The 25,276-nt window shown below is 70.7% G+C and carries 29 protein-coding genes and 1 riboswitch; of the genes, 15 read left to right on the plus strand and 14 right to left on the minus strand.

Annotated features, from left to right (window positions below; all coding sequences use genetic code 11):
* Window positions 1-18: 18 nt before the first annotated feature.
* The 3 genes from ABFX54_RS01900 to ABFX54_RS01910 are packed head-to-tail and all read left to right on the plus strand — an operon-like array spanning window position 19 to window position 2,914.
* Window positions 19-759 (plus strand): IclR family transcriptional regulator, encoded by a 741-nt coding sequence (locus tag ABFX54_RS01900; protein ID WP_346101102.1) that lies wholly within the window; start codon window positions 19-21, stop codon window positions 757-759.
* Window positions 756-1,781, plus strand: coding sequence for a serine hydrolase domain-containing protein (locus tag ABFX54_RS01905; protein WP_346101103.1), 1,026 nt, complete (start codon window positions 756-758; stop codon window positions 1,779-1,781). Before ABFX54_RS01900 ends, ABFX54_RS01905 begins: the two co-directional genes overlap by 4 nt.
* Window positions 1,778-2,914 carry a hypothetical protein gene (locus tag ABFX54_RS01910; RefSeq protein WP_346101104.1) on the plus strand — a complete coding sequence of 379 codons (1,137 nt, stop codon included), beginning with the start codon at window positions 1,778-1,780 and terminating at the stop codon, window positions 2,912-2,914. The genes ABFX54_RS01905 and ABFX54_RS01910 overlap by 4 nt, the downstream gene beginning before the upstream one ends.
* Before the next feature lie 164 nt (window positions 2,915-3,078).
* Here the strand turns inward: ABFX54_RS01910 and glyA are convergent, their stop codons facing one another.
* The 4 genes from glyA to ABFX54_RS01930 all read right to left on the minus strand — a co-directional run bounded on the left by glyA (window position 3,079) and on the right by ABFX54_RS01930 (window position 6,734).
* Window positions 3,079-4,329: a serine hydroxymethyltransferase gene (glyA, locus tag ABFX54_RS01915; protein WP_346101105.1), complete on the minus strand. Its 1,251-nt coding sequence runs from the start codon at window positions 4,327-4,329 to the stop codon at window positions 3,079-3,081.
* Window positions 4,330-4,354: 25 nt separating this feature from the next.
* A riboswitch (ZMP/ZTP riboswitch) is annotated at window positions 4,355-4,437 on the minus strand.
* Between the two features lie 53 nt (window positions 4,438-4,490).
* Entirely contained in the window at window positions 4,491-5,423 is a 933-nt protein-coding gene (locus ABFX54_RS01920; protein ID WP_346101106.1) for a YihY/virulence factor BrkB family protein, read from the minus strand.
* Window positions 5,424-5,531: 108 nt separating this feature from the next.
* Window positions 5,532-5,906: a YccF domain-containing protein gene (locus tag ABFX54_RS01925; RefSeq protein WP_346101107.1), complete on the minus strand. Its 375-nt coding sequence runs from the start codon at window positions 5,904-5,906 to the stop codon at window positions 5,532-5,534.
* Window positions 5,907-5,960: 54 nt separating this feature from the next.
* The gene (locus ABFX54_RS01930; protein ID WP_346101108.1) at window positions 5,961-6,734 is read right to left on the minus strand and encodes a TIGR03084 family metal-binding protein; all 774 of its coding nucleotides are present in this window, start codon (window positions 6,732-6,734) and stop codon (window positions 5,961-5,963) included.
* Between the two features lie 9 nt (window positions 6,735-6,743).
* Between ABFX54_RS01930 and ABFX54_RS01935 the strand changes: the two genes are divergently transcribed.
* From ABFX54_RS01935 to ABFX54_RS01955, 6 genes are all read left to right on the plus strand, one after another.
* Window positions 6,744-6,869, plus strand: a complete 126-nt coding sequence (locus ABFX54_RS01935; RefSeq protein ID WP_326638150.1) for a hypothetical protein — start codon at window positions 6,744-6,746, stop codon at window positions 6,867-6,869.
* A gap of 60 nt (window positions 6,870-6,929) precedes the next feature.
* Complete coding sequence (locus ABFX54_RS56815; RefSeq protein WP_311132608.1) at window positions 6,930-7,013, plus strand: putative leader peptide; 84 nt, start codon at window positions 6,930-6,932, stop codon at window positions 7,011-7,013.
* 111 nt (window positions 7,014-7,124) lie between these two features.
* Window positions 7,125-8,813: a nitrite/sulfite reductase gene (locus tag ABFX54_RS01940; protein ID WP_346101109.1), complete on the plus strand. Its 1,689-nt coding sequence runs from the start codon at window positions 7,125-7,127 to the stop codon at window positions 8,811-8,813.
* Window positions 8,810-8,953: an Insertion element protein gene (locus ABFX54_RS01945; protein WP_106234237.1), complete on the plus strand. Its 144-nt coding sequence runs from the start codon at window positions 8,810-8,812 to the stop codon at window positions 8,951-8,953. The genes ABFX54_RS01940 and ABFX54_RS01945 overlap by 4 nt, the downstream gene beginning before the upstream one ends.
* Window positions 8,950-9,678, plus strand: coding sequence for a phosphoadenylyl-sulfate reductase (locus tag ABFX54_RS01950; RefSeq protein ID WP_346101110.1), 729 nt, complete (start codon window positions 8,950-8,952; stop codon window positions 9,676-9,678). Before ABFX54_RS01945 ends, ABFX54_RS01950 begins: the two co-directional genes overlap by 4 nt.
* Window positions 9,660-10,436, plus strand: coding sequence for a sirohydrochlorin chelatase (locus ABFX54_RS01955; RefSeq protein WP_428834482.1), 777 nt, complete (start codon window positions 9,660-9,662; stop codon window positions 10,434-10,436). Before ABFX54_RS01950 ends, ABFX54_RS01955 begins: the two co-directional genes overlap by 19 nt.
* A 37-nt stretch (window positions 10,437-10,473) precedes the next feature.
* Here the strand turns inward: ABFX54_RS01955 and ABFX54_RS01960 are convergent, their stop codons facing one another.
* On the minus strand, window positions 10,474-11,196 hold the full coding sequence (locus ABFX54_RS01960; protein ID WP_346101112.1) for a DUF1707 SHOCT-like domain-containing protein: 723 nt from the start codon (window positions 11,194-11,196) through the stop codon (window positions 10,474-10,476).
* Window positions 11,197-11,380: 184 nt separating this feature from the next.
* Here ABFX54_RS01960 and ABFX54_RS01965 point away from each other — a divergent pair, with 184 nt between their 5' ends.
* Window positions 11,381-12,730: an ankyrin repeat domain-containing protein gene (locus tag ABFX54_RS01965; protein ID WP_346101113.1), complete on the plus strand. Its 1,350-nt coding sequence runs from the start codon at window positions 11,381-11,383 to the stop codon at window positions 12,728-12,730.
* A gap of 91 nt (window positions 12,731-12,821) precedes the next feature.
* Here ABFX54_RS01965 and ABFX54_RS01970 read toward each other — a convergent pair whose 3' ends face one another.
* From ABFX54_RS01970 to ABFX54_RS01985, 4 genes are all read right to left on the minus strand, one after another.
* Window positions 12,822-13,397: an HD domain-containing protein gene (locus ABFX54_RS01970; protein ID WP_346101114.1), complete on the minus strand. Its 576-nt coding sequence runs from the start codon at window positions 13,395-13,397 to the stop codon at window positions 12,822-12,824.
* 223 nt (window positions 13,398-13,620) lie between these two features.
* Entirely contained in the window at window positions 13,621-14,511 is an 891-nt protein-coding gene (locus ABFX54_RS01975) for a maleylpyruvate isomerase family mycothiol-dependent enzyme (RefSeq protein ID WP_346101115.1), read from the minus strand.
* Window positions 14,511-14,681 carry a hypothetical protein gene (locus tag ABFX54_RS01980; protein WP_346101116.1) on the minus strand — a complete coding sequence of 57 codons (171 nt, stop codon included), beginning with the start codon at window positions 14,679-14,681 and terminating at the stop codon, window positions 14,511-14,513. Before ABFX54_RS01980 ends, ABFX54_RS01975 begins: the two co-directional genes overlap by 1 nt.
* Window positions 14,681-15,238, minus strand: a complete 558-nt coding sequence (locus ABFX54_RS01985) for a sigma-70 family RNA polymerase sigma factor (protein WP_219911586.1) — start codon at window positions 15,236-15,238, stop codon at window positions 14,681-14,683. Before ABFX54_RS01985 ends, ABFX54_RS01980 begins: the two co-directional genes overlap by 1 nt.
* A gap of 151 nt (window positions 15,239-15,389) precedes the next feature.
* Here ABFX54_RS01985 and ABFX54_RS01990 point away from each other — a divergent pair, with 151 nt between their 5' ends.
* The 5 genes from ABFX54_RS01990 to ABFX54_RS02010 all read left to right on the plus strand — a co-directional run bounded on the left by ABFX54_RS01990 (window position 15,390) and on the right by ABFX54_RS02010 (window position 20,477).
* Window positions 15,390-15,815: an OsmC family protein gene (locus tag ABFX54_RS01990; RefSeq protein ID WP_346101117.1), complete on the plus strand. Its 426-nt coding sequence runs from the start codon at window positions 15,390-15,392 to the stop codon at window positions 15,813-15,815.
* A 110-nt stretch (window positions 15,816-15,925) separates the two neighbouring features.
* Window positions 15,926-18,052 carry a glycogen debranching protein GlgX gene (gene glgX / locus ABFX54_RS01995; RefSeq protein WP_346101118.1) on the plus strand — a complete coding sequence of 709 codons (2,127 nt, stop codon included), beginning with the start codon at window positions 15,926-15,928 and terminating at the stop codon, window positions 18,050-18,052.
* A 52-nt stretch (window positions 18,053-18,104) separates the two neighbouring features.
* A complete protein-coding gene (locus ABFX54_RS02000) occupies window positions 18,105-18,884 on the plus strand; it encodes a pyrimidine reductase family protein (RefSeq protein WP_346101119.1) in 780 nt (259 codons plus the stop codon).
* 157 nt (window positions 18,885-19,041) lie between these two features.
* The gene (locus tag ABFX54_RS02005; RefSeq protein WP_428834486.1) at window positions 19,042-20,112 is read left to right on the plus strand and encodes an ATP-dependent DNA ligase; all 1,071 of its coding nucleotides are present in this window, start codon (window positions 19,042-19,044) and stop codon (window positions 20,110-20,112) included.
* A gap of 26 nt (window positions 20,113-20,138) precedes the next feature.
* Window positions 20,139-20,477, plus strand: coding sequence for a hypothetical protein (locus tag ABFX54_RS02010; RefSeq protein ID WP_346101120.1), 339 nt, complete (start codon window positions 20,139-20,141; stop codon window positions 20,475-20,477).
* Window positions 20,478-20,572: 95 nt separating this feature from the next.
* On the opposite strand, the gene ABFX54_RS02015 is transcribed toward ABFX54_RS02010, so the two are convergent.
* The 5 genes from ABFX54_RS02015 to ABFX54_RS02035 form a co-directional block, all read right to left on the minus strand.
* Window positions 20,573-21,760, minus strand: coding sequence for a hypothetical protein (locus tag ABFX54_RS02015; RefSeq protein ID WP_346101121.1), 1,188 nt, complete (start codon window positions 21,758-21,760; stop codon window positions 20,573-20,575).
* A complete protein-coding gene (locus tag ABFX54_RS02020; RefSeq protein ID WP_346101122.1) occupies window positions 21,747-22,265 on the minus strand; it encodes a SigE family RNA polymerase sigma factor in 519 nt (172 codons plus the stop codon). Before ABFX54_RS02020 ends, ABFX54_RS02015 begins: the two co-directional genes overlap by 14 nt.
* A 99-nt stretch (window positions 22,266-22,364) precedes the next feature.
* Window positions 22,365-23,075 (minus strand): peptidoglycan editing factor PgeF, encoded by a 711-nt coding sequence (gene pgeF / locus ABFX54_RS02025; protein ID WP_346101123.1) that lies wholly within the window; start codon window positions 23,073-23,075, stop codon window positions 22,365-22,367.
* Window positions 23,076-23,219: 144 nt separating this feature from the next.
* Window positions 23,220-23,990 (minus strand): enoyl-CoA hydratase/isomerase family protein, encoded by a 771-nt coding sequence (locus ABFX54_RS02030; RefSeq protein WP_346101124.1) that lies wholly within the window; start codon window positions 23,988-23,990, stop codon window positions 23,220-23,222.
* Complete coding sequence (locus ABFX54_RS02035) at window positions 23,987-25,201, minus strand: CaiB/BaiF CoA transferase family protein (protein ID WP_346101125.1); 1,215 nt, start codon at window positions 25,199-25,201, stop codon at window positions 23,987-23,989. The genes ABFX54_RS02030 and ABFX54_RS02035 overlap by 4 nt, the downstream gene beginning before the upstream one ends.
* Between the last annotated feature and the right edge of the window lie 75 nt (window positions 25,202-25,276).

Raw genomic sequence — 25,276 nt, forward strand, 5'->3', positions numbered from 1 at the left:
CAGGTGACAATGAACTCGGTGGAGAAGACCCTGGTCGTGCTGGGCGCACTGGCCGGCCACGACCAGCCCCGCCGCCTGGCGGACATCGCCCTGCGGACCGGCATCAACAAGACGACCGTGCACCGGATCCTGCAGATCTTCATCGCGCAGGGGTACGCCGTCTCGCACGGCGACGGCACCTACGCCTCGGGCCCGGCGATCCTCGCGCTGGCCGGGGCGGCGCTCACCGATCGCGACATGACCACACTGGTCCGGCCGATCCTGGAGAACCTGCAGCGCAACACCACGCACACGGTGCACTTCGCGATCCGCAGCGGCTCGTCGGCCGTCTACCTGGCCAAGGTGGAGTCGCAGCAGCCGTACCGGATGGCCTCGCGGGTCGGGACGCAGATCGCGCTGCACTGCACCGCGATCGGCAAGGCGATCCTGGCGCACCTGCCCGAGGAGCAGGTGCGCGCCGTGCTGGCGGCCACCGCGCCGCTGATCAGCAACACGCCGAAGACGATCGTCGAGCCCGAGCTGCTGATGGCCGAGCTGGAGGAGGTGCGCCGGCGCGGATACGCGGTCGACGACGAGGAGAACGAGACCAACGTGCGCTGCGTCGGGGCGGTCGTCCACGACGCGGCCGGCACGGCGGTGGGCGCGGTCAGCGTGGCGGGGCTGACCCTCAACCTGAACGAGGACGACGTGCCGCTGCTCGGCCCGCTGGTGGTGGCCGCCGCCGCCCGGGTCTCTGCGGCGCTGGGGAGGAACGCATGACGGTGCCGCATTCGGCTGGGCGGGTTTTGACGCGGGCGAGGGAGGAGGGGGTGTTCTCGGGGGCCGCGTGGGCGTGGGGTTGCTCCGGCGGCCCGGTCGAGCTCGGCACCCTCGGCACGCTGAGCTGGGACGGCGACCCGGTCGGCACGGACACCCTGTGGGACCTCGCCTCGGTCACCAAGCCGATCGTCGGCCTGGCGGTCATGGCGCTGGTGGAGTCGGGCGAGCTCACCCTGGACGACCGGATCGCCCACCACCTGCCGCGTTACGCGGGCACCGACAAGGCGGACATCACCGTGTCCGAGCTGCTCACCCACACCTCCCGCATCCCCGGTCAGCGGCCCCTCTACCGCCGCTTCCCGACGCGGGAGAAGCTGCTGGACGCCCTCGTCGACCTGCCGCTCCGCCCGGAGCCGGGGATGGAGTACAGCTCGCAGGGCTTCATGATCCTCGGACTGATCGCGGAAAGCGCCTCGGGAACGTCCCTGGACCGGCTCGTACGCGACCGGATCACCGCACCGCTGGCCATGGACGCCACGACCTTCGTGCTCCCCGAGCCGGACCGGGCCAGGGCGGCGGCCACCGAGGACTGCCCGTGGCGCGGCCGGGTCGTCCAGGGCACGGTGCACGACGAGAACGCCGAGGTGCTCGGCGGCGTCGCCGGTCACGCGGGCATGTTCGGCACGGTGTCCGACCTGGCCCGGCTCGGCCGCTGGCTGTGCCGGGGCGGCGGCGGCCCGCTCGCGCCGCGCACGCTGAGCGTGATGACCGGCACGCGGGTGCTCGGCCGCACGCTGGCCTGGCAGGCGCACGAGCCGCCGCTGAGCAGCGGCGGCGACCTGCTCACCGCGGCCGCCTACGGGCACAACGGCTTCACAGGGACGAGCCTGTGGGTGGACCCCGAGCTGGACTTCTTCGCGGTGCTGCTGACCAACCGGGTGCACCCGACGCGCGATTCGGACGCGATCGGCCGCATCCGCAGAACCTTCCACAACGCCGCCGTCACGGAGGCGCTGTCATGACCCGGAACGCGTCCGAGGACCTGGCGAACACACCCCTGCGCGTGATCGGCTCTCCGTCTCCGGCCCGGCTGACGGTCTCCGGTGGCACGGCACGACTGACACCGCTCCCCGAACCGGACGACACCCCGGCAACCGGAGAGGCCGGGGAACTGTGGGCGGGACCCGGATGGGTGGACCTGCACGCCCACGTCTACGACGCGATGACCGAGATCAGCCTGCCACCCGACAGAGTGGGCCTCGACGCGGGCGTGCACGTGCTGGCCGACGCGGGCAGCGCCGGCCAGGCGACCATCGACGGCCTGGTCCGCTACGTCCTGCCCGCGGCCAGGACGCGGGTGCGGGCCTGGCTGAACATCGGCTCCCACGGCCTGGTCCACCTGCGCGAGACCGCCGACCCGTCGTTCATCGACGTGGACGCCACCCTGGCCGCGATCGAGCGGCACCGGGACGTGGTGTGCGGGGTGAAGGTGCGTTCCAGCGGCCTGATCGTGGGCGCGATGGGCCTGCAGCCGCTCCAGCTCGGCCGCCTGGTCGCCAGGGAGGCGGGCCTGCCGCTGCTGGTCCACGTGGGTGAGGCGCCGCCGCTGATCGACGACGTGCTCGACCTGCTGGACGCCGGCGACGTGGTCACCCACTGCTACCACGGCAAGACCGGAACGCCGTGGACGGCGGGCGGCGCCCCGGCCCCGTCGCTGGCCAGCGCCCTGGACCGGGGCGTGCTGATGGACGTGGGTCACGGGGCGGCCAGCTTCAGCTTCGAGGTGGCCTCCCGCGCGCTCGCGGCCGGCTTCCCGCCGCACACGATCAGCACCGACGTCCACGTCCGCAACGTCGCCGGCCCGGTGCACGACCTGGCCACCACGATCACGAAACTGGTGGCCTGCGGAATGCCCCTGGAGAACGCGATCGACGCGGTCACCCTACGACCACGCGAAATCCTGCGCATGCCGGAGCCATGGCTGTCCCCCGACGGCACGATTTACCACGCGACGCTCTTCCGCGTCACCACCACAGCCCAGAAAACCCGCGTCTACAGGGACGCGAAGGGCGACACCCTGACCCCGAAACAACACGTGATCCCGGTAGCCACCATCCAAGACGGCACCATCACAGCAACGGCGAACACCGGCTGACCCCGCCAAAGCACATCGGCAGGCAAGGGGGTGAACCACCGTCACGGCCAACGTTACGCCGTGACGGCGGCCGACCACGCGCGGGTCAGAGGGCGTCTCCCTGGAGGCCCTCAGCCCCGCGCGGCGGGAGGTGCCAAGCCGGCACCGCCGTAACATATGAAGCTTTAAAGACCCGGTGCGGGGAACTGAGCAGTGAGCTCGCTCACCTCATGGTGGACGCGAGTGACAACCGACTCCGCATCTCCCTTGGCGAGCGCGGTGACGACCTCGTCCATCCAGGCGCCGATCTGGCGCATCTCGGCCTCGCCCATGCCGCGCGACGTCACCGACGGCGTGCCGATGCGGATGCCGGACGGGTCGAACGGCTTGCGCGTGTCGAACGGCACCGTGTTGTAGTTGGTCTCCAGGCCCGCGCGGTCGAGCGCCTGGGCGGCGGGCTTGCCGCCGATGCCCTTGGGCGTGAGGTCGAGCAGGATGAGGTGGTTGTCGGTGCCGCCGGAGACCAGGTCGAACCCGCGCGAGGCGAGCTCGTCGGCCAGGGTCTTGGCGTTGGCGACCACCTGGTGGGCGTAGTCGCGGAACGACGGCTGGGCGGCCTCGTGCAGCGCGACCGCGATGGCGGCGGTGGTGTGGTTGTGCGGGCCGCCCTGGAGGCCGGGGAAGACGGCCTTCCTGAGCGCGGTGGCGTGCTCGTCGCTGGTGGCCATGAGCATGGCGCCGCGCGGGCCGCGCAGCGTCTTGTGCGTGGTCGTGGAGATCACGTCGGCGTGGCCGACCGGCGACGGGTGGGCGCCGCCCGCGACCAGGCCGGCGATGTGGGCGATGTCGGCGGCCAGTACGGCGCCGACCTCGCGGGCGATCGAGGCGAAGCCCTCGAAGTCGATCGTGCGCGGGATCGCGGTGCCGCCGCAGAAGATCAGCTTGGGCCGGTGCTCCAGCGCCAGCTGCCGGACCTCGTCGAGGTCGATGCGGCCGGTGTCCTTGCGCACGCCGTAGCGGACCGGGTTGAACCACTTGCCGGTGGCCGAGACGGACCAGCCGTGGGTGAGGTGGCCGCCGAACGGCAGGCCCATGCCCATGACGGTGTCGCCGGGCTCCAGGAAGGCCATGTAGACGGCGAGGTTGGCGGGCGAGCCGGAGTAGGGCTGCACGTTGGCGTGGTTGACGCCGAACAGGGCCTTGGCCCGCTCGATGGCCACGGTCTCGATCTGGTCGATGACCTGCTGGCCCTCGTAGTAACGCTTGCCCGCGTAACCCTCGGAGTATTTGTTGGTCAGCACGGTGCCGGTGGCCTCGAGCACGGCCTTCGACACGTAGTTCTCGGACGCGATCAGCTTGACGGTGTCGGACTGACGACGCTCTTCCGCCTTGATGAGCTCGGCGATCTGCGGGTCGACGCTAGCGAGAGAACTCATGACTCTCCTGTCATCGTTGACGAATTGCGAAGACCCAGGCGCACGGCCTCCGCTCCTTTCGCTCCCCGGTGGTCGATCCCACCCAATGCGCCAGTCGCGTCACGCCTAGACGATAGCGGATGCGGGCAGGCGCTCATCGCCTCGTGATCAGGAGCGGCGCCCTATTTGGCGCGGCCCACGCCGGGCCAGAGCCGGTCGACCTCCGCGTTCAATATCGCCCCGATGAGCACCGCCAGCGCGGTGATGTAGAGCCACAGCAGCAGCGCGATCGGCGCCGCCAGCGACCCGTACACCGAGACGGGCGAGAACCAGGCGGCCAGCACCGCGCGCAGCACCGCCGCGCACAGGATCCACAGGAACAGCGCCAGGATGGCGCCGGGCAGCTCGCGGTACCACTTGGTGCGCACCGGCACGCTCACGTGGTAGAGCACGGTGAGGAACAGCACCGAGCCGATGATGACGACCGGCCAGTAGAGCAGGTCGATGAGGATGCCGTAGTCGGCCGGCAGGGCGTCCTTGATCAGGGTCGGGCCGACGACCAGGATCGGCATGACGATGATCCCGATGATCAGCCCGATGACGTAGAGGCCGAAGGACATCAGCCGGGTGCGGATGATGCCGCGCTCCTCCCCCAGCCCGTAGGCGACGGAGATGAGGTCGACGTAGACGTAGAGCGCCCTGGAGCCGGACCAGAGCGACAGCAGGAAGCCCAGCGAGATGATCGACACCTTGCCGGCGTCGTCGCTCAGCACGTCGGTGATGAGCGGGTTGATCACCTTGTTGACGGCGTCGCCGGTGAACAGCAGCCCCGCCTGGTCGATCACCCAGGTCTTCACCTGGGTGACGACCGTGGGGCCGAGCCAGGTGCCGAGCTTGCCCAGCACGCCGATGAGGCCCAGCACGAACGGCGGCAGCGACAGCAGCGCGAAGAACGCGGCCTCGCCGGCCAGGCCGGTCACCCGGTAGGTGACGCCGGCGTTGGTGGACGCGCGCACGATCGCCCACGACTTGGTGTCGAGCACCCAGTTGAGCCGCGCGCGAGCATGGGAGACCAGGCCGCGCTTGGGCCGGGGAGGCGCATCGGTGGACGTCATGGCACCCAACGGTTATTCGCAGTGACTCTTCGGCACAGCTTACGTCCCCCGCGCCACCTCTAGCGGCCCAGTCGCCGGTCAGTCGTGGCCGGTAGTGGTCGGCGGTGGTCAGTCGTTGTCGACGATGCGCGCGCCCAGGGGGAGGAGGGAGACGGGGATGAGCTTGATGTTGGCCACGCCCATGGGGATGCCGATGATGGAGATGAACAGCGGGATCGAGGTCACCACGTGCCCGATGGCCAGCCAGATGCCGGCCACCACGCACCAGATGACGTTGCCGAGCAGGGAGAAGACGCCCGCGTCCGGGTCGCGCACGACCGTCCGGCCGAACGGCCACAGCGCGTAGGCCGCGATCCTGAACGAGGCGATCCCGAAGGGGATCGTCACGATCAGGATGCAGCAGATGACGCCGGCCAGCGCGTAGCCCAGGGCCAGCCAGACGCCCGCGAACACCAGCCAGATGACGTTGAGGATTGTGCGCATGCTCACAGCATGTCACCGATCATGAGGCCGGTGTCATCCGGCAGGACCCTGGCCTCACCCCGACTTGGGCGCCCGTCCCTTCCCGGGGCCGCCGGCGAACGCCTGGGCGATCTCCATCCAGGCCCGCGCGGGGCCGGGGGTGGTCTCCAGGCCGGTGTCCGACAGGTGGATGCGCTGGGTCACGACCAGGCAGAAGTCGAGGATCGTCCCGCGGACGACGTCGGCGGCCTCCTGCGGCCCCGCCGTCCAGGTGCCGCCGCCGGGCAGGCTCAGCTCCACCCGTACGAGCTCCTCGGGGACGGGCAGCGCGCGTACGGCGAAACTGTAGGGCCGGGCCCTGAAGCCGATCGTCGCCACGTGCCTCAGCCGCTCCGTCGGCTCCCTGACCACGCCGAGCGCGTCGGCGACGTCCTGACCGTGCGCCCACGTCTCCATGAGCCGCGCGGTCGCGAACGATGCCGCCGACATCCGCTGCCCGAACCACGGCAGCCGGTCCCGGGCGTCGAGCGTGGCGAACACCTCAAGGGCGCGGGCGCGGGAGGCGCCGAACCACGCCCGCAACTCGCCCGGCGGCATCCCCCGCGTCGCCTCGGCCACGTCGTCCACGGAGCCGAACCGGCCGAGCAGCGCGTCGTAGCCGGCGGGGTCGGTGGCGGCGAGCACGGCCGCGTCGTCGAACCAGGCGAGATGGCTCACCTGGTCACGGATCGCCCATCCCTCGGCGGGGGTGCGCCGCTCCCAGTCGTCGTCCCGCAGGGGCTGGAGCAGTTCTTCGAAGGAGGCGGTCTCGGCACGCAGGTCGCCGAGCAGTTCGGCCATGAGGTCCATAATGCAAGCGTGATCTGCGAGAGCTGCAAGGACAAGCGTCACGAGGACTGCCGCGGCGGCTCATGGTGCGACTGCCAGCACAAGACGGAGGAGCAGCCCCAGGAGTCGGATCTGGACTGGCCACGCCAGGGGTGAACCATCCCACACTCTGGACCCCGTCTTGGACATCCCGGACAGCCAGAGTAATCTCGAACCATGCCAGCGGACCCCATGCTCGTCGGTCGACGCCACGTCGATCTTCAGCGTGTCCGCAGTGCCATCTGTTGCGACGCCCGCTAACTCACTTGTTTCTCTACCGCTGAGCGCGTCGCACCCTTCCTCTCCAGCCCTGCCCTCGATGATGAGGCCAGGTGGGAACACTGCGCGCGCCCATGAATCGAAGGACGCGCAATGAGCACCCCTGCCAGCCGCACTCCTGCCAGCCGGCACCACAAACGCCCGCGCGGCGAAGGCCAGTGGGCCCTCGGCTACCGCGAGCCGCTCAACAAGAACGAAGAGAACAAGAAGAACGACGACGGCCTCAACGTCCGCCAACGGATCATCGACATCTACTCCAAGCGGGGCTTCGACTCGATCGACCCGGCCGACCTGCGCGGACGCATGCGCTGGTACGGCCTCTACACCCAGCGCAGGCCCGGCATCGACGGCGGCAAGACCGCCATCCTGGAGCCCGAGGAGCTGGACGACCGCTACTTCATGCTGCGCGTGCGCATCGACGGCGGCCAGCTCGACCTGGCCCAGCTCCGCGCGATCGCCGACATCTCCAACGACTACGCCCGCGGCACCGCCGACATCACCGACCGCCAGAACATCCAGCTGCACTGGATCGAGATCGAGTCGGTGCCCGACATCTGGGAGCGGCTGGAGGCCGTCGGCCTGTCCACCACCGAGGCGTGCGGCGACACCCCGCGCGTCATCATGGGCTGCCCGCTCGCCGGGATCGACACCGACGAGGTGATCGACGCCTCCGGCCAGATCACGGAGATCTACGACCGGGTCGTCGGCAACCCGGCCTACTCCAACCTGCCGCGCAAGTTCAAGACGGCGCTGAGCGGCTGCCCGGCGCACTGCACGGTGCACGAGATCAACGACGTCGCGTTCGTCGGCGTGGTCAACGAGCGGGGTGAGGCCGGCTTCGACCTGTGGGTCGGCGGCGGGCTGTCCACCAACCCGATGCTGGCCAAGCGGCTCGGCGTGTTCGTCAGCCCCGACAAGGCCGCCGACGTCCACGAGGGCGTCGTCGGGATCTTCCGCGACTACGGCTACCGGCGGCTGCGCCACCGGGCCCGGATCAAGTTCCTGGTCAACGACTGGGGGCCGGAGAAGTTCCGCGAGGTCCTGGAGACCGAATACCTCAAGGAGCGGCTGCCCGACGGGCCCGCGCCCGAGCTGCCGCGCGGCAACCGGCGTGACCACGTGGGCGTCTTCCCGCAGAAGGACGGCAACTTCTACGTGGGCTTCGCGCCCAAGGTGGGCCGGGTCGACGGCGACACCCTGCACCGGATCGCCGACATCGCCGAACGGCACGGCTCCGACCGGGTCCGCACCACGGTCGAGCAGAAGATGGTCGTCCTCGACATCGCGCCCGACCGGGTCGACTCCGTCGTGGCCGAGCTGGAGGCGGCCGACCTCCAGGTCAACCCGTCCACCTTCCGCCGCCAGACGATGGCCTGCACCGGCATCGAATACTGCAAGCTCGCCATCGTCGAGACCAAGGCCACCGCCATGGACCTGATCGACGAGCTGGAGCGGCGGCTGCCCGACTTCCAGGAGCCGCTGACCATCAACGTCAACGGCTGCCCCAATTCCTGCGCCCGCATCCAGGTGGCCGACATCGGTCTGAAGGGCCAGCTCGTCGTGGACGAGAACGGCGACCAGGTCGAGGGCTACCAGATCCACCTCGGCGGCTCGCTCGGCACCAACGCCGGGTTCGGCAGGAAGGTGCGCGGCCTCAAGACCACCGCCAAGGCGCTGCCCGACTACGTGTCGCGTGTCGTGTCCAACTACGACAGCCAGAAGAAGGAAGGCGAATCGTTCGCCGACTGGGTCCAGCGAGCAGACGAGGCCGACCTGAAATGACCACACGAGCGGTCCCCTTCCACTGCCCCTACTGCGGCGACGAGGACCTTGAGCCCTACCAGGGCGACGGCGGCTGGTACTGCCGCGCCTGCGCTCGTGCCTTCAAGCTGAAATTCCTGGGAATCGGAGTGAAGATATGACGCTGGCCGACATCGAGATCGGGTTGAGAGAGCAACGCGACGCTCTCGACCTTCAGGACATCGTCGAGTCCGCCGCGCTGTTCCTGGAGGGAGCCCCCGCCCGCGAGATCATCCGCTGGGCGGCGGCCACGTTCGGCGACCGGCTGTGCCTGACCTCCTCGATGAGCGACGCCCTCCTCATCGACCTGGTGAGCAGGGTCAAGCCCGGCGTGGACGTGTTGTTCATCGACACCGGCTACCACTTCGCCGAGACGATCGGCACGCGGGACGCCGTGCGGCAGGTCTATGACGTCAACGTGATCGACGTCAAGCCGTCGCGGACGGTCGAGGAGCAGGATCGCGACCTCGGCCCCCGCCTGTTCGGCCGCAACCCCGACCTGTGCTGCTACCTGCGCAAGGTGGAGCCGCTCAACCGGGCGCTCGAACCGTACCTGGCGTGGATCTCCGGCATCCGCCGCGACGAGGCGACCAGCAGGACCGGCACCAAGGTCGTGGAGTGGGACGCCAAGCGGCAGATGGTGAAGGTCAACCCGATCGCGGCCTGGACGCAGGAGGACGTCGACAACTACATCGCCGACAACGGGGTGCTCATCAACCCGTTGCACTACGACAACTACCCGTCGATCGGCTGCGCCCCGTGCACGCGGCAGGTCGCCGAGGGTGAGGATCCGCGCAGCGGACGCTGGGCGGGCCTGGGGAAGGTCGAATGCGGCATTCACCTGTGATCCCCAGTGGGGGACCCGTCCCGTTGGCAGGCGGGACGGCCCCCGGCGGCGTGCCACTGGTGGCGGTGGCCCACGGGGCGCGAGCCCCCCGCCCCCCCGCCACCGTGGCCGCCTTGCTCGGCCAGGTGCCGCGGGACGTCAGGGTGGCCTATCTCGACCACAGCGCTCCCACGCTCGGCCAGGCGCTGCGCGGCCTGGAGCGGGCCGTGGTGCTCCCGCTGCTGCTCACCGAGGCTTACCACAGCCGGGTGGACCTGCCGGCCGCGCTCAACGAGGTGCGCGCCCGCGAGCCGCGCCTGCTCGTCCACTACGGGCGCACGCTCGGGCCGCATCCCGCGCTGCGTTCGGTGCTCGAACGGCGGCTGAGCGAGGCTGGGGTGACCGTGGGCGACCCTGAGACGGCCGTGGTGCTGGTCTCGGCGGGTTCCAGTGACACCAGGGCCAACGGGGTCGTCGCCGCGCTGGCTCGGGGCTGGCGGCGGTCCGGCTGGTGGACCGTCACGGCCGCGTACGCCTCCGCCGCCCGTCCCTCCCCCGCCGAGGCCGTGGCCGCGCTGCGGCGGGCGGGAGCGCCGAGAGTGGTCGTGGCCCCCTACCTGCTGGCTCCCGGCTACTTCGCCGACAAGGTGCGGCGCGAGACGCTGGAGGCGGGCGCCGAGGTGGTGGCCGACGTGCTCGGGCCCGCGCCCGAGCTGGTGGACGTGCTGCTGGAACGGTACGAGGCGGCCCGGCGGCAGCCGGTGCCCCTGGCGGGCTGACCCCGCTGGTTCGGCGGGCTGGTCGCGGCCGTCCGGCTCAGTAGCCTCGGCCCAGGTCGCGGTGGGCGTCGCGGATCTGCCTGTTCAGCTCGCGGGTGTCGGCGCGCAGCTGGCGGCCCAGCTCGCGCCAGTCCTCGCCGTGCAGCCGCCGCCAGTGCTCGCGCCAGGCGGTGAGGCGGCGCTGGAGCGGCTGGGCGTGCGAGTCGCCGACCACCTTGACGTCGCCCATGATCGCGTACGCCTGCACGCGCACCACCGGCACGTTCATGCCGGGAGGCGCCTGGTTCACCTTGACCTTCTTGTCGCCCATGATCGCCATGCCGTCGAGGTCCACGTTCACCCCGTCGGGGACGATGATCTTGACGTCGCCCATCACGGAGACCGCCAGGATCTCCACGCGGTCGGTGCGCACCTCGGCCTCGCGCAGGTCGAGCACGACGTCGCCCATCACCGCGACGGCACCGAGCTCCTGGTCGATGCGCCACGTGCCGCGCCGCTTGGAGTCGCCCATGACGCCGACGAACCACCGCCGCTTCCTGCCCTCCCGGGGCACGACGGGGGCGGGGGCGGGCGTGCCGGCCGCGGGCAGGTCCTGGGTGAGCAGAGCCAGCTCGGCGTGGGTGGTGGCGGTGTAGGCCGCCTCCGTCCTGTCCGTCAGCTCGACGAGTGAGAGCCGGCCCTCGACCGAGGCGACACGGAGCTGCTCGACGACGGCCTCGCGCTCGGCGTCCGACGCGCGGAGCTCACCAGGATCAGTCATACTCGCAACATATCGCGTTTCGATCGCCTTGAAGCCCCTACTTTGGTAGGAATCACGACCCCCTGCGAACGATGCAGGTTCGGCATCGTCATTGAACCCCGGCGGGGGCCGGGTGCGTACCACGCCATGACACGGGGCCCTGGCTTGGTCCGGGGCGCGGCCGGACCAGGCTAGGGTCCCTGTCATGCATGAGGAACAGCTCTACCGCGCGGCGATGAACGGCGAGATCGAGACCGTCGGCAAGCTGCTCGCCTCCGGCGCCGATCCCAACACGCCCAGCGAGGGCGAGGAGGGCGGGCTGCCGCTGTGCGCGGCCGCCGCCAGGGACCGCACAGAGGTGGCCAGGGCGCTGCTCGACGCCGGCGCCCAGGTCGACGGCCGGGAGGACGGCGGCTGGACGGCGCTGCTCTGGGCCGCCACCAACGGACAGGCCGAGGTCGCCCGGATGCTGATCGAGGCGGGCGCCGACGTGGACGTCACCAACGACGACGGCGACACCCCGCTCACGCTGGCCGCCAGGCGAGGCGCGCTGGGCGTGGTGCAGGCGCTGCTGGAGGCCGGGGCCGACCACGAGAAGTACGACGGCGAGGGCGACACCCCGCTGGAGATCGCCGGCGCCTGGGTGGGCGTGCACCTGGAGAGCGCGCTGATGGACGAGTTCCAGCAGGACGACTGGGAATACGTCGTGGCCCGCCAGTACGCCAAGGACGGCACCGAGCTGATCACCGTGGCGGGCCGCTCGGCCGACGGCTCCGAGAGCGACCAGGTGCAGGCCCAGCGCGGCCACGCGGCCGTCGCGACGCTGCTGGAGGACGCGGCGGGCGTCTACACCCCGATCGAGCGGCTCGTGGCGCGGGCGCTGGCCCACCGCGACCTCGACGAGGACGCCGAGACCTGGTGGATCGTGGCCGACACGCTGAACAAGCGGGGCGACGAGGAGACGTACGACGCGCTGGCCCGGCTGTGCCTGAGCGAGGACGCGAGGGAGCGGGAGTTCGGGGTCGACGCCATCTCCCAGTTCGGGTTCACCGAGGACGGGGAGAAGCCGTACCTCGACCGGACCCTGCCGCTGCTGCAGAAGATGGTCACCACGGAGAGCAACCCGCAGGTGCTGCGCTCGGTGCTGGCGGGGCTGGGGCACCAGGGCGATCCGCGGGCGCTGCCGTACGTGCTCGACGTCATCGGGCGGCCCGGTCACAAGCGCACGATGACCGACCCGATCGCCCTGGCCGACGTGCTGCCGCCGGACGACGAGGAGGGGCTGGCGCTGCTCATCTCGATGACCGAGGACGACGACTCCGAGATCCGCGACTGGGCCACCGCCGGGGTCGCCGGGCTGGCCGCCGACACGCCCGGGATCAGGGAGGCGCTGGCGGCCCGGCTGAGCGACACCGACCTGCGCACGGTGGCCGAGGCGACCCGCGGGCTGGCCCTGCGCGGCGACGAACGGGCCGCGCGGGGGGTCGAGCGGGTGCTGGCGGAGAGCGACGACGAGTACGCCAGAGAGCTCGTCACCCGCCCCGCCGGCGAATAAGGCCGGTAGAGGCCCGTACAGCCCGTCAGCGAGCGCCGGCGCCTGGTCTCCCGGACGACCGCCGGCGCCGCCCGCCGGGCCGTCGTGGCTGTCAGTCGCCGTTGAGCACGCGGACCACCCAGTCGAGGGTCCCCGTGCTCAACGCCTCCTCGGCCAGCCGCTTGCCCGTCGTGGTCGTGAGCGCGGCCAGGGAGCTGTCGATCCAGCCCTGCACGTTCTGGTGCCCCTGCTCGCGGTATTCGACGGCCTGGATGAGGCACTCCAGCTTGTCGGCGTCGCGCGCGCAGACGGCCTCCAGGCTGGCCTTCTCCTCGTACTCGCCGACCGCGTCGCCGACCATGTCGGCCACCTCCGCCGGCACGCCCCGCATCTGGTCCGCGGTGACGTCCTCGTTGGAGGGCGGCTTGAGGTAGCGCTTGCCGATGTACGGGATGTCGGTGATGCGGGTTTCCTGCGTGTCGTGGAACAGGCTCATGAACGCGGCCCGCTCCGGGTCGGCCCCTTCCAGCCTGGCGATCACGCTGGCGATGACGGCGGCGCGGAAGGAGTGCTCGGCGATGCTCTCGGGGTCGCGTACGCCCGCCACCAGCCAACCGGTCCGCTTGTAGCGCTTGAGCAGCCCGAACTCGTACAGCAGGCCCGCAAGACCTGTCACTTCGTCCGCCACGAGGACCCCCCTCTCGTCATGAGCCGAGCCTAGACGACGACCTCCGCGATCACCGGCCTCGACTCGGCCGTCGCTCCGGCCGTTCTTCTGGAACGACGGGCGCGCCGGCGATTCCCGCTATGAACCCCCAACAAGCGGTCAAATCTCCGCCGTTCACCAGGGAGCAGCGACATTCGGAAATAACGCTTTATAGGACTGCGGTAATTAACGTGGCAAAGCTCTTTTAGGGGCCGGAAAGGGCGGGGGCCGAGATGAGGATGTCCCTGGCCAGGGAGAGGTCTCCCTCCAGCTCCGCGGGGAAGTCCCCCGGGTCCCCCCTGCCGCCGAGCAGGAAGCAGAACGTCACCACGTCCGCCGTGATGCGCACGTCCGGCTCGCCCGGCTCGGTGTCGGCGACGCCCAGGGCGACCCGCCACTCGCCGCCGCCCGCGCCCGTCAGCGTCACGTGCGCCGTGCGGCCGGTGCCGTCCATGCCGGACATGAACATCGTGAGGGGCAGCAGGCGGGCGCACAGGTCGGCCTGGAGGTGGATGTGACCGGCGACGGGGTCGGGCAGCCGGATCTCGGCCATCTGGGCCGCGTCGGCCGTGTGGATCCACGTCTCCAGGCTCCTGGCCAGGATGTGGTCGCTCGCCACCACCTCAAGGCCGTCCAGCGTGGTCGGAGTCGTGGGCGGCAGATCGGCCAGGTGGCGGCAGAGGGCGTCGGCCTGGGCGCGCCAGTCCCTCCTGGTCTGTTCGGGGCTGCGGGCACGTTCGTAGGCTTGGAGGTCGTTCGTCCGGCTCGTCGAGTCGGGCGCGCCGATCGGCGGGCCCAGCACGGGAGCTCCGACGGAGGCGGCCAGCAGGCTGTCCTTGGCGGCCAGGTGGGCGACGAGCTCCTGCAGCGTCCAGCCCTCGACGATGACGCGCGACCAGTCGTCCTCCGCGGCCGAGGCCAGCAGGGCGTCCATGGCGGCCACGCGGCCGGCGTACGGCTCGGCCCAGGCGGCGGTGGGGGCCGCGGGCCTGCGCCGGGCCCTGGCCCCGGACAGGAGCTGGGGTCGCAACGAGTGGGCCGGCACCGCCGGGTCCTCCATCATCGCGTCCAGATAGAGACGCTCGACGGGGTCCATCACACCTCTTCCTGCGCGTGCGTGGACGAAGGGCACGTGTGCGGCGGCCCCGCGTCCGTAAGACTGCTTCCCGCGTGCGCGAACACCGGCCGCGCGTACGGCGATCCCGCGTCCGGCGTGCCGTCCGCGGGCGCGAACGCCCGCCCGGCGTGCGGCGGCGGGGTGTTCATCACACTTCCTCCTCGGCGAGCGCGTCCGCCAGGCGCCGCAGCGCCAGCCGGATGCGCGATTTGGCCGTGCCCTCCGGCACGCCCAGTTCCTCTCCGACCTGCCGGTAGGTCCTGCCGCCGAAGTACGCCAGCTCGACCGCTTCCCGCAGGCCGTCGGGTAACGACGTGACCGCCTGCCGGACCCGTTCGGCCTCGTCGGCGGCGAGCACGGTGTCCTCCAGCCGCACGGGCTCGCGTTCGAACAATCTCGGGCCGAGTGCCGAGACCCTCCTGCGCTCCTCGGCGCGTACGTGATCGACCGCGCGCCGGTGGGCGATCGTGGCCAGCCAGGCACGCAGCGTGCCCCGTTCCGGGTCGTAGGCCAAAGGCCGCTCCCAGAAGACGAGGAACACCTCCTGCGTGATGTCCTCGGCGATCACCCGGTCCCTGGTGACCCGCAGGGAGAGACCGAAGATCAGCGAGGAGAGCCGATCGTAGACCTCGCCCAGAGCGGACTCATCGCCGCCGACCACTCGCTGATGCAGCAGGCGGTCGTCGTACGGTGCCTCCACTGGCACCACACTCCCGTTTAATCCGGACCAAGGCGGCGGGTGCGCCGCGACCCGAGCATGTCATTATTCGCGGCAAATGTAGAGCCGGATGACGGTCGGCGTGCCTGTTTCGCCGCGCGATAAGGTCGGAAGTCCATACAGGAGGGAGCACAACGCCATGGCCACCACACGCACCGCTACCACACAGTGGAAAGGCGCCTTGCTCGACGGTTCGGGCACCGTGTCGCTCGACACGTCGGGAGTCGGCACGTTCGAGGTTTCCTGGCCGTCCAGGGCCGAGGCGGCCAACGGTAAGACCTCGCCGGAAGAGCTGATCGCCGCCGCCCACTCGTCCTGCTTCTCGATGGCGCTGTCCCACGGGCTGGCCGGGGCCGGCACGCCGCCGGAGTCGCTGCGCACGAGTGCCGACGTCACGTTCCAGCCGGGTGAGGGCATCACGGGCATCGTGCTCACCGTGCAGGGTCACGTGCCCGGCCTCACGGCCGAGCAGTTCCAGGAGGCCGCCGAGACGGCCAAGGCGAACTGCCCGGTGAGCAAGGCGCTGACGGGCACGACGATCACGCTCAAGGCCGAGCTGCTCTAGCCTCCCGCCCGCCACGGAGCCCCTCCCGACGTGGGGTTCCGTGGCTCGCGAGCGAAGCGATCGAGCCATAACAAGACCAAGACCGCTTCAGCGTGCGACAATTGGGCCACATGCGTGAGGTCTGGCCGGGCGAGCCCTATCCACTCGGCGGCACCTGGGATGGCGTGGGCACCAGTTTCTCGGTGTTCTCCGAGGTCGCCGAGCGGGTCGAGCTGTGCCTTTTCCACGATGACGGCTCCGAGGAGCGCGTCGAACTGCCCGAGGTCGACGGGTTCGTCTGGCATGGCTACCTGCCGGGCATCCAGCCGGGCCAGCGCTACGGCTACCGCGTCCACGGGCCCAACGAGCCGTCCCAGGGCCACCGGTGCAACCCGGCCAAGCTGCTGCTCGACCCCTACGCCAAGGCCATCGACGGTGAGCTGACCTGGAACCAGGCGCTGTTCCCCTACTACTTCACCGATCCGACCAGGCGCAACACCGAGGACAGCGCGCCCTACATGCCGAAGAACGTGGTGATCAATCCGTTCTTCGAGTGGGGCAACGACCGGCTGCCGCGCATCCCGTACCACGAGACCGTGATCTACGAGGCCCACGTGCGCGGGCTCACCATGCGCCACCCCGACGTGCCGCCCGACCTGCGCGGCACGTACGCCGGCATCGGGCATCCCGCGATCATCGAGCACCTGCTGTCGATCGGGGTGACGGCGGTCGAGCTGATGCCGGTGCACCACTACGTCCCCGAGCACTTCCTGGTGGCGCGCGGGCTGACGAACTACTGGGGCTACAACACCATGGCTTACCTGGCGCCCCACGGCCGCTACTCCAGCGCGGGGACGCGGGGGCAGCAGGTGCTGGAGTTCAAGGCCATGGTGCGGGCGCTGCACGAGGCCGGCATCGAGGTCATCCTCGACGTGGTCTACAACCACACGGCCGAGGGCGACCACATGGGGCCCACGCTGGGCTTCAGGGGCATCGACAACGCCGCCTACTACCGGCTGCACGACGGCGACCGGCGCTACTACCTCGACTACACCGGCTGCGGCAACTCGCTCAACGTGCGCTCGCCGCACGCGCTGCAGCTCATCATGGACTCCCTGCGTTACTGGGTGCTGGAGATGCACGTCGACGGGTTCCGCTTCGACCTGGCCTCGGCCCTGGCCAGGGAGTTGCACGACGTCGACCGGCTGAGCGCGTTCTTCGACCTGATCCAGCAGGATCCGGTGATCTCGCAGGTCAAGCTGATCGCCGAGCCGTGGGACGTCGGTCCGGGCGGCTACCAGGTCGGGAACTTTCCGCCCCTGTGGACGGAGTGGAACGGCAAATATCGCGACATCGTACGAGATTTCTGGCGAGGCACCCACTCGGCCCTGCCCGAGTTCGCCTCCCGCCTGACCGGCTCCGCCGACCTGTACGAGTCCTCCGGCCGCCGCCCCGTCGCCTCGATCAATTTCGTCACCTGCCACGACGGCTTCACCCTCGCCGACCTGGTCTCCTACGACCACAAGCACAACGAGGACAACGGTGAGGACAACCGCGACGGCACCAACGACAACCGGTCCTGGAACTGCGGCGCGGAGGGCCCGGTCGAGGACCCGCAGATCGTCACGCTGCGCCGCCGCCAGCGCCGCAACTTCCTGGCCACGCTGTTCCTGTCGCAGGGCGTGCCCATGCTGTCCCACGGCGACGAGATCGGCCGCACCCAGCGCGGCAACAACAACGCCTACTGCCAGGACAACGAGCTGGCCTGGGTCGACTGGTCGATGGTGCGCGCCGAGTCCGATCTGCTCGACTTCGTCCGCGCGCTGTCGAAGCTGCGCCGCGAGCATCCGGTCTTCCAGCGCCGTCGCTTCTTCCACGGCCGCCACCCCGACAACGGCAAGCGGGACCTGGTCTGGCTCACGCCCGGCGGGCGCGAGATGACGGCGGGCGACTGGCACATCAGCTACGCCAAGTCGCTGATGGTCTATCTGAACGGCGAGGCGATCACCGAGCCTGGGCCGCGCGGCGAGCGGATCGTCGACGACTCCTTCCTGCTGCTGATCAACGCCCACCACGAGAACATGCCGTTCACGCTGCCCGGCGAGGAGTTCGGCACGGCGTGGCTGCCGGTGCTCGACACCAACCACGATACGGTGGAGGACGCGTTCCTCGACGAGCGCTGGCTGCCCAACGCCGTGGTGGCCGTCACAGCCCGCTCGCTCCAGGTGCTGCGCCAGCCCAGGCAGCCCAACCCCTGACCCCGCGCTCCCCTCGGGGTTGATTGTCGGTGCGGTGTGCCAAGGTAGAGGAGTGCGGCGCATCTATCCCGACATTCAGGACAACCCGGACATCGTGCAGGCGTACGCCTATCCCGAGGGCCGTCCGTGGCTGCGGCTCAACATGGTGTCCAGCGCCGACGGCGCGGCCTGGCTCGACGGGCGCTCCGGCGGGCTGTCCAGCAAGGGCGACAAGCGCATCTTCCAGACCCTGCGCGGCCTGGCCGACGTCATCGTCGCGGGCGCCGCGACCGTGCGCAAGGAGAAGTACGGCCCGGTGCCGCCGCGCGAGTGGTGGGCGCAGATCAGGCGGGGCCGGCCCGAGGTGCCGCCGATCGCCGTGATCACCCGCAGCCTCGATCTCGACCTCGACGGCGAGCTGTTCACCAGCGCGCCCAGCCGCACCATCGTCATCACCTGCGAGGCCGCCCCGCACGAGCGGCGCAAGACGGCGGCCGAGCGGTCCGACCTGATCGTGGCCGGCGAGCAGGGCGTCGACCTGCGGCGGGCGGTGGCCGCGCTGCACGACCGGGGCCTGACCAGGGTGCTGTGCGAGGGCGGTCCCCGCGTCAACGCCCAGCTTTCGGCCGGCGGCCTGGTCGACGAGCTGTGCCTGACGATCAGCCCGCTGCTGGTCGGGGGCGGCGCGGCCCGCATCCAGAACGGCGAGCCGGCCCAGACGGCACTTGAACTCAGTCAGGTGCTGGAAGAGGAGGGGGTCCTCTTCTGCAAGTACACGAGGGAGCAGAGCCATGACCGACCGGACACCGAGCCGGACACCGAGCCGGACACCGAGCCGGACTCCGGAGCCTGACGTGGACGCGACCACACCTCCGGCGGCCGATGCGGACGCGACCGCACCTGCGGCGGCGCCGTCACCGGAAGCTCGGGCGGCCGAGAAGGCCGCACCGGAGCCTGACCCCGAGCCGGAGCCGGTGCCCAATCTGCCGGTGCGGCCGCCGGTGGCGCCGATGCTGGCCAAGCCGGTCAAGGCCATGCCCAAGCAGGACGGCACGCTGTTCTACGAGCCGAAGTGGGACGGCTTCCGCTGCATCGTCTTCCGCGACGGCGACGAGGTCTACCTGGGCAGCCGTAACGAACGGCCGTTCACGCGCTACTTCCCCGAGCTGGTCGAGGCGGTGCGGGCCGAACTGCCCGACAAGGTCGTCGTGGACGGCGAGATCGTGCTGCCCATGGGCTCCCAGCTCGACTTCGACGCGCTGCAGCAGCGCATCCATCCGGCCAAGTCGCGGGTGACCATGCTGTCGGAGCGCACACCGGCCCAGTTCGTCGCCTTCGACCTGCTGGCGGTGGGCGACGAGTCGCTGCTTGAGGCGCCGTTCGCGGAGCGGCGGGCCCGGCTGGAGCAGCTCTTCCCGGAGGAGAAGAGCGGGTCCGTCCGGCTGACGCCGGTCACGACCAACGAGGAGCAGGCGGGCGAGTGGTTCGAGATGTTCGAGGGGGCCGGGCTCGACGGCATCATCGTCAAGCCGGGCGACCAGCCATACGTGCCCGACAAACGCACGATGTTCAAGGTGAAGCACGAACGCACCGCCGACGTCGTGATCTGCGGCTACCGGGAGCACAAGTCGGGTCCGATCGTGGGCTCGCTGCTGCTCGGCCTCTACGGCGACGACGGGCGGCTGCATCACGTGGGCGTGGCGGCCTCGTTCCCGATGAAGCGCAGGGCGGAGCTGGTCGAGGAGATCAGGCCATACCTCGCCGAGCTGAGCGAGCATCCCTGGGGCCACTGGGCCGAGCAGGCGGTGGCCAATGTGGGCCAGCCGGCCGCCGGGCCCGCGACGGGCGGGCAGCGGGTGCCGGGGGCGGTCTCTCGGTGGAACGCCAAGAAGGACCTGTCGTTCATCCCGCTGCGGCCCGAGCTGGTGATCGAGGTGGCCTACGACCAGATGGAGGGCGACCGGTTCCGGCACACCGCGCAGTTCCGCCGGTGGCGGCCCGACCGTACGCCCGAATCGTGCACGTATGAGCAGTTGGAGCGTCCAGTCAGTTACAACCTCGATGACATCCTTGCTCGATAGCCTCTAATCCCGTTATATCTCGACATATGACTACTGGGGATGAACTACGAGCCGCCGTGTCCGCGCGTCGCGACCTCGGGCCGGAGTTCGAGGACGCGGTCGTGGAGTCGTTCCTCGACCGGATGGGCAACGAGATCGACCGGCGGGTGGACGAACGCGTGGCCCAGCTCACCCCGGAGGCCGGCAAGGCGGCCCGCTCGGGACCGACGGAAGGGCAGCGACTGGCCCTGGCCATCGTCTCGATGAGCCTGGGCGCGGTCATGACCCTGGTGCTGGCGTTCGCGGACCGGACCAGCGGGCTCTTCTGGGTCTGGCTCGGGATCATCGTGGTGAACGGGATCTACAACTCCAATAAGAAGAGCTGACCCGGCACGTGTGACCCGGCTGCCGGCCGGGTGCGCGCCAGGCCCGCGCTGCCGAGCCGTCCTGCCGAGCCGTCCCTCGCGCGTGATGAGGACTCTCAGCTGAGAGCCTTGAGGTTGACCACCCAGATGACATCGCCCGCGCTCCTCGCCAGGAGCCGCCGGCCGCCGCCGGTGCCGGTGCCGGAGGGCGGGACTTCGTGCGAGCCCGGCGGGTCGAAGACGGCGCTCGCTCCCGTGGTGAGGTCGAACAGCCGCCGCCCGCCGTCCAGGACGGCGAACCGGTTCAAGGCCGGGGGCTCCGTACTGGCGCCGGGCAGTGGCACCGTCCGTGAGCCGTCCGTCCGCCGGGCGAACGGCTTGCCCGCCCTGTCTTCGCGGATGCACCAGTCGGACGAGCACAGGTGCAGCGGAGCATGCAGGCATGCGGACGACGCGCACAGGTCTGCCGTCAGTCGCCGTTTCTCTCCCGTCAGGACGTTGAGCGACTCGGCCGGTTCCTGACCGAGGACAGCGGGCTCGGTCGCGAGCAGCACCCACGGCAGGTCCAGTGCGAGGGCGTTGTCGGCGCCGGGTATCGGCTGGGGCTGACCGCCGGAGAGCGCCGTTCGACGCGCGCCGGACCCGTCGAGCGTGATCAGGTCGTCGCCGATGAGGTCGAAGGGGCCCCCGAGCGTCGGCGGCAGCTTGCGCGGAGTGCCCCCGGACAATGGCACCGTCCAGTACTCGGGGGTGCCGAGCTTCCGGAGCGAGGAGCTCGCCCGGTCCTGCGCACTGTCGATGGAACTGGAAGGCTGGGTCTTCCGCTCGGACGACTTGACGTTGACCGCCCAGACGACATGCCGTTCGTTGGCCCGTACCGTCCGGACATCGGCTCGGCCGGGCAGTCGCACCACTGGAGTGATCCTGCCGGTGGACGCGTCGTACAGGTCGAAGCCGCGTTCGCTGAGCAGCAACAACCGGTGAGTGTCGATCGCCTCGACCCCCTCGTACTTGTGGCCCTCCGGGGAACGGGCGGGAATGCGCAGGGTCGCCCGGGCGACCCTGTCCGTCAGGTCCGTCGCCATGGTGCTGGGAGTCGTCGCCGGCAGAGACACCGGCCAGGTCGGCCTCACCAGGGCGGTGACGACGCCCACGACGACGGCGACGGCGCACGCGGCCAGCGCCGCTCCGGCGCGGCGGCGCCTGCGGCGGCGGCGCAGGGCGTCGATTCCGGCGAGCAGATCCTCGGGCGGCCCGCACTTGGCCGCCGCGTTCAGCGTTTTCGTCAGCTCATCCTCGAACATCGATGTCCCCTGCGTGTTCGCGGTTCCAAGCGGCCTTGAGCTTGTCGAGCGCCCGTGCGGCCTGGCTGCGCACCGTGCCCCTGGACACACCCAGCGCGTCGGCGATCTCCTCGTCGGAGAGGTCGCAGTAGTAGCGCAGGACGACGACCGCGCGCTGGCGCGGGGGTAATCGCGTCACCAGGCGCCACAGCCCCGGTTCGCCGTCGAAGCGGGCGATGTCCGCGTCGGCGATGCCCTCTTCGGGAACTCTGCCGACCAGACGTTCCCGCTTGATCCGGCGCCAGGCGCTGATGTGCAGCCGCGCCATGGTGATGCGGACGAATCCTTCGGGGTCCTGCTTCTTGCGCACCCTCGACCAGGAGCCGCTGAGCTTCAGCAGCGCCTCCTGGGCCAGGTCGGCGGCATCGTGCGGGTTGCCGGTGAGCACGAGCCCGTAGCGCAGCAAAGCGGGCCCGCGGATCTGTACGAACTCCGCCATACTCCCCGGCTGCTCCACGTCGGTCACCTTTCATCTCTTTCCCGCCCAGGACGCGAGGCGAGACCCTGGCTGTTGCACGCTTCAGGGAACGAGATGTATCTGTGATGCCGGGCTACATGGCCGAGCTCAGGCGTCCAGCCAGATGAGGCCGGCGAAACGGCCGCCTGGGCGTTCGCGGCGGTGCGAGTAGAGCTCTTCCGACTCGATCGTGCAGCGTGCGTCGTGGCGCACGTCGGGGACGCCCGCCGCCCGGAGCTGGGACTCGATGCCGGCCCGCAGGTCGAGCGCGGGGGTCTCCCAGGAGGTGGTTGACCAGGTGGCGGGCACCTTCGCGGCGACCTGCTCGCGCAGGTCGGCGGGCACCTCGTAGCAGCGGCCGCACGCGCCGGGGCCGATCAGGGCGGCCATCCTGCCGGGCTCCGCGCCCTTGGCGGCCATCGCCTCCACCAGAGCCGTGGCGATGCCCGCCTCGGTGCCGGGGCGGCCGGAGTGGGCGGCGCCGATCATGCGCGCCACGGGGTCGGCCACCAGGACGGCGGGGCAGTCGGCCCCGAGTGAGGCCAGCGCCAGACGGGGCTCGGTGGTGAACACGCCGTCGAGCATGGGCGGGTCGTCGCCGAACGGCTCACTGACGTACGCCACGTCGGCGCTGTGGACCTGGCGCATGAACACGATGGCGCGCACGCCCAGCTCGGACGCCACGCCCGCGCGGTTGGCCCGCACGGCGGCCGGATCGTCGCCGACCATGCCACCGAGGTTGCGCGTGCCGTAGGGCGGGGCGCTGACCCCACCGTTGCGGTCGGTGATGGCGACGTGGACACCGGGAGCGAGCTGCATGCCTCCGATCTTAGGCCGAGCGTGGGGACGGGCCCGCGCCTCCGTCCCACGACCGCCCTCTCCGTCCCACGACCGGCGCCCCCAGGAACCGGCGCCGCCTTCCCGGGGACCGGCGCCCACCGTCCGCGGACTCGCGGGCCGCGGTCAGTGGCCCTGCCAGGTGGGCTGCTGCTTGGTGAGGAAGGCGGGGACGGCGGCGTGGAAGTCGTCGCTGCCGAAGACCGTGGCCACGATGTCGTCCCCGTCCGGCACGTTCGCCACCCGCAGCCGCCTGACCGCCTCCTTGGCCGCCCACATCGACAGCGGCGCGTGCGACAGCAGCCTTTCCTCCGTCTCCGCCTGCCGGGCGGCGAGGTCCTCGGGCTCGCAGACCTCGCCCACGAAGCCGGCGGCGTGGGCCTCCTCGGCGGTGAACATGCGGGCCCGCAGCAGCATGTCCAGGGTTCTGGCGGGACCGAGGTGGTGGACGAGCAGCGAGTACGTGTTCATGGACAGGCAGTTGCCGAGCGTCCTCGCGATGGGAACCCCGAACCGCGATCCCGGCACGGACAGGCGCAGATCGCAGGCGGCGGCCACGATGAGGCCCGCGCCCACGCAGTAGCCCTGGACGACGGCCAGGGTGGGCACCTTGACGCGTTCGAGGCGGCCGACGATGCGCTCGACCTTGCGCTCGTAGGCGACGCCGTCCTCCCCATCGGTGAAGGCGGCGAACTGGGCGATGTCCGTCCCGGCGACGAACGCCCGCCCGCCGGCCCCCGAGATCGTGAGCAGCTTGATGCCGGGGTCGGCGTCGGCGCGTTCGCAGGCGTCGTGGAGGCCGTCCCACATGGCCCAGGTCAGCGCGTTGTGCTGGGCGGGGCGGTTGAACACCACGCGCAGCACGGGCCCGTCGGTGGTGACGATCAGTTCGCTCACACGATCTCCTTCGGGGTGGCGGATTGTGCCGCCGCGCCTTCGGCGAGCAGCCGGTCGATCTCCTGCTCGGTCAGGCCGCACTCGCGCAGCACCTCGACGGTGTCCGCGCCGAGCGGCGGCCCGGCGCTCCCGCGCCTGGTGGGCGTGCCGGAGAAGCGCATGGCCGAGCCGAGCTGGCGTACGGGGCCCATCTCGGGATGCTCGGCATCCCAGAAGAAGCGCCGCCGGGTGAGGTGGTCGTCGGTGAACACCTGCGCGTAGTCGGCGATGGGCGCGCAGGGCACGCCGGAGGCTTCGAGCGCGGCCACGACGTCGGCCGTGGTGCGCCGGGTGGTGACCTTCTCGATGGCGGGGATGAGCTCGTGGCGCAGGCCGTGCCGGTCGTGGGCGTCGGCGTAGCGCTCGTCGGCGAGCAGGTGGGGCAGGCCGAGCGCGGTGCACAGGCCGTGCCAGGTCTTGGGGGTGACCGCGCCGACCGTGCACCAGCCGTCGCCGGTCCTGACGGCCTGGTACGGCGCCGTGCTCTGGTGCGCCGAGCCGAGCGGCCGGCCGGTCTCGCCGGTGGCGAAATACCTGCCCGCCTCCCAGACGGCGAGTGACACGGCCGACTCCAGCAGCGACACGTCCACGTGCTGGCCCCGGCCGGTCAGGGCGCGGGCGTGCAGGGCGGAGACGGCGCCGAGGGCTCCGTACAGGCCGCAGACCAGGTCCGCGACAGGCACGCCGACCTTGACCGGGTCGCCGTCGGGCATGCCGGTGACGCTCATGAGGCCGCCACGGGCCTGGGCCATGATGTCCAGCCCCGGCAGATCGGCCAGGGGGCCGTCCTGGCCCCAGCCGGAGGCGGAGACGTACACGAGGCCGGGGTTGAGCTCGCTGAGATCGGCGTAGCCGAACCCGAGCTTGCGCATGGCGCCGGGGCGCAGGTTCTCGACCAGCACGTCGGCCTCCCGGATCAGGCGGAGGAAGGCGGCGGCGCCGGGCTCCGACTTGAGGTCGAGGGCGAGCGATCGTTTGTTCCTGTTGAGCCGGGCGAAGGGGGAGCTGTGGCCGGCCGTGAACGGGCCGATGGCGCGTACCTGGTCGCCGCCGTGGGGATGCTCGACCTTGATGACGGTGGCGCCCAGGTCGGCGAGTTGCATCGTCGCGAAGGGGGCGGCCATGAACACGCCCACCTCGACGACTCGGACACCGGATAGTGGACTGGTCATGGGGTACGAAACCTCACTTCAGCCGGGTCTGATCTATTGTCTCCATAAGACCGGCAAAAGGGACAGAGATCCACC

Origin of the sequence: Nonomuraea maheshkhaliensis, from assembly GCF_039529435.1 — a bacterium.
Taxonomy (GTDB): Bacteria; Actinomycetota; Actinomycetes; order Streptosporangiales; family Streptosporangiaceae; genus Nonomuraea; species Nonomuraea maheshkhaliensis.

What these genes read in the sequence shown, in the direction of transcription:
- ABFX54_RS01955 (WP_428834482.1), top strand. Translation starts at nt 9,660, where the DNA reads ATGCGGCATTCACCTGTGATCCCCAGTGGGGGACCCGTCCCGTTGGCA.
- glgX (WP_346101118.1), top strand. Translation starts at nt 15,926, where the DNA reads ATGCGTGAGGTCTGGCCGGGCGAGCCCTATCCACTCGGCGGCACCTGG.
- ABFX54_RS01965 (WP_346101113.1), top strand. Translation starts at nt 11,381, where the DNA reads ATGCATGAGGAACAGCTCTACCGCGCGGCGATGAACGGCGAGATCGAG.
- ABFX54_RS01975 (WP_346101115.1), bottom strand. Translation starts at nt 14,511, where the DNA reads ATGGACCCCGTCGAGCGTCTCTATCTGGACGCGATGATGGAGGACCCG.
- ABFX54_RS01940 (WP_346101109.1), top strand. Translation starts at nt 7,125, where the DNA reads ATGAGCACCCCTGCCAGCCGCACTCCTGCCAGCCGGCACCACAAACGC.
- pgeF (WP_346101123.1), bottom strand. Translation starts at nt 23,075, where the DNA reads ATGCAGCTCGCTCCCGGTGTCCACGTCGCCATCACCGACCGCAACGGT.
- ABFX54_RS01950 (WP_346101110.1), top strand. Translation starts at nt 8,950, where the DNA reads ATGACGCTGGCCGACATCGAGATCGGGTTGAGAGAGCAACGCGACGCT.
- ABFX54_RS01925 (WP_346101107.1), bottom strand. Translation starts at nt 5,906, where the DNA reads ATGCGCACAATCCTCAACGTCATCTGGCTGGTGTTCGCGGGCGTCTGG.
- ABFX54_RS01945 (WP_106234237.1), top strand. Translation starts at nt 8,810, where the DNA reads ATGACCACACGAGCGGTCCCCTTCCACTGCCCCTACTGCGGCGACGAG.
- ABFX54_RS01905 (WP_346101103.1), top strand. Translation starts at nt 756, where the DNA reads ATGACGGTGCCGCATTCGGCTGGGCGGGTTTTGACGCGGGCGAGGGAG.
- ABFX54_RS02035 (WP_346101125.1), bottom strand. Translation starts at nt 25,201, where the DNA reads ATGACCAGTCCACTATCCGGTGTCCGAGTCGTCGAGGTGGGCGTGTTC.
- ABFX54_RS01960 (WP_346101112.1), bottom strand. Translation starts at nt 11,196, where the DNA reads ATGACTGATCCTGGTGAGCTCCGCGCGTCGGACGCCGAGCGCGAGGCC.
- ABFX54_RS01980 (WP_346101116.1), bottom strand. Translation starts at nt 14,681, where the DNA reads ATGAACACCCCGCCGCCGCACGCCGGGCGGGCGTTCGCGCCCGCGGAC.
- ABFX54_RS02010 (WP_346101120.1), top strand. Translation starts at nt 20,139, where the DNA reads ATGACTACTGGGGATGAACTACGAGCCGCCGTGTCCGCGCGTCGCGAC.
- ABFX54_RS01910 (WP_346101104.1), top strand. Translation starts at nt 1,778, where the DNA reads ATGACCCGGAACGCGTCCGAGGACCTGGCGAACACACCCCTGCGCGTG.
- ABFX54_RS02005 (WP_428834486.1), top strand. Translation starts at nt 19,042, where the DNA reads ATGCTGGCCAAGCCGGTCAAGGCCATGCCCAAGCAGGACGGCACGCTG.
- ABFX54_RS01920 (WP_346101106.1), bottom strand. Translation starts at nt 5,423, where the DNA reads ATGACGTCCACCGATGCGCCTCCCCGGCCCAAGCGCGGCCTGGTCTCC.
- ABFX54_RS01930 (WP_346101108.1), bottom strand. Translation starts at nt 6,734, where the DNA reads ATGGACCTCATGGCCGAACTGCTCGGCGACCTGCGTGCCGAGACCGCC.
- ABFX54_RS56815 (WP_311132608.1), top strand. Translation starts at nt 6,930, where the DNA reads ATGCCAGCGGACCCCATGCTCGTCGGTCGACGCCACGTCGATCTTCAG.
- ABFX54_RS02015 (WP_346101121.1), bottom strand. Translation starts at nt 21,760, where the DNA reads ATGTTCGAGGATGAGCTGACGAAAACGCTGAACGCGGCGGCCAAGTGC.
- ABFX54_RS01990 (WP_346101117.1), top strand. Translation starts at nt 15,390, where the DNA reads ATGGCCACCACACGCACCGCTACCACACAGTGGAAAGGCGCCTTGCTC.
- glyA (WP_346101105.1), bottom strand. Translation starts at nt 4,329, where the DNA reads ATGAGTTCTCTCGCTAGCGTCGACCCGCAGATCGCCGAGCTCATCAAG.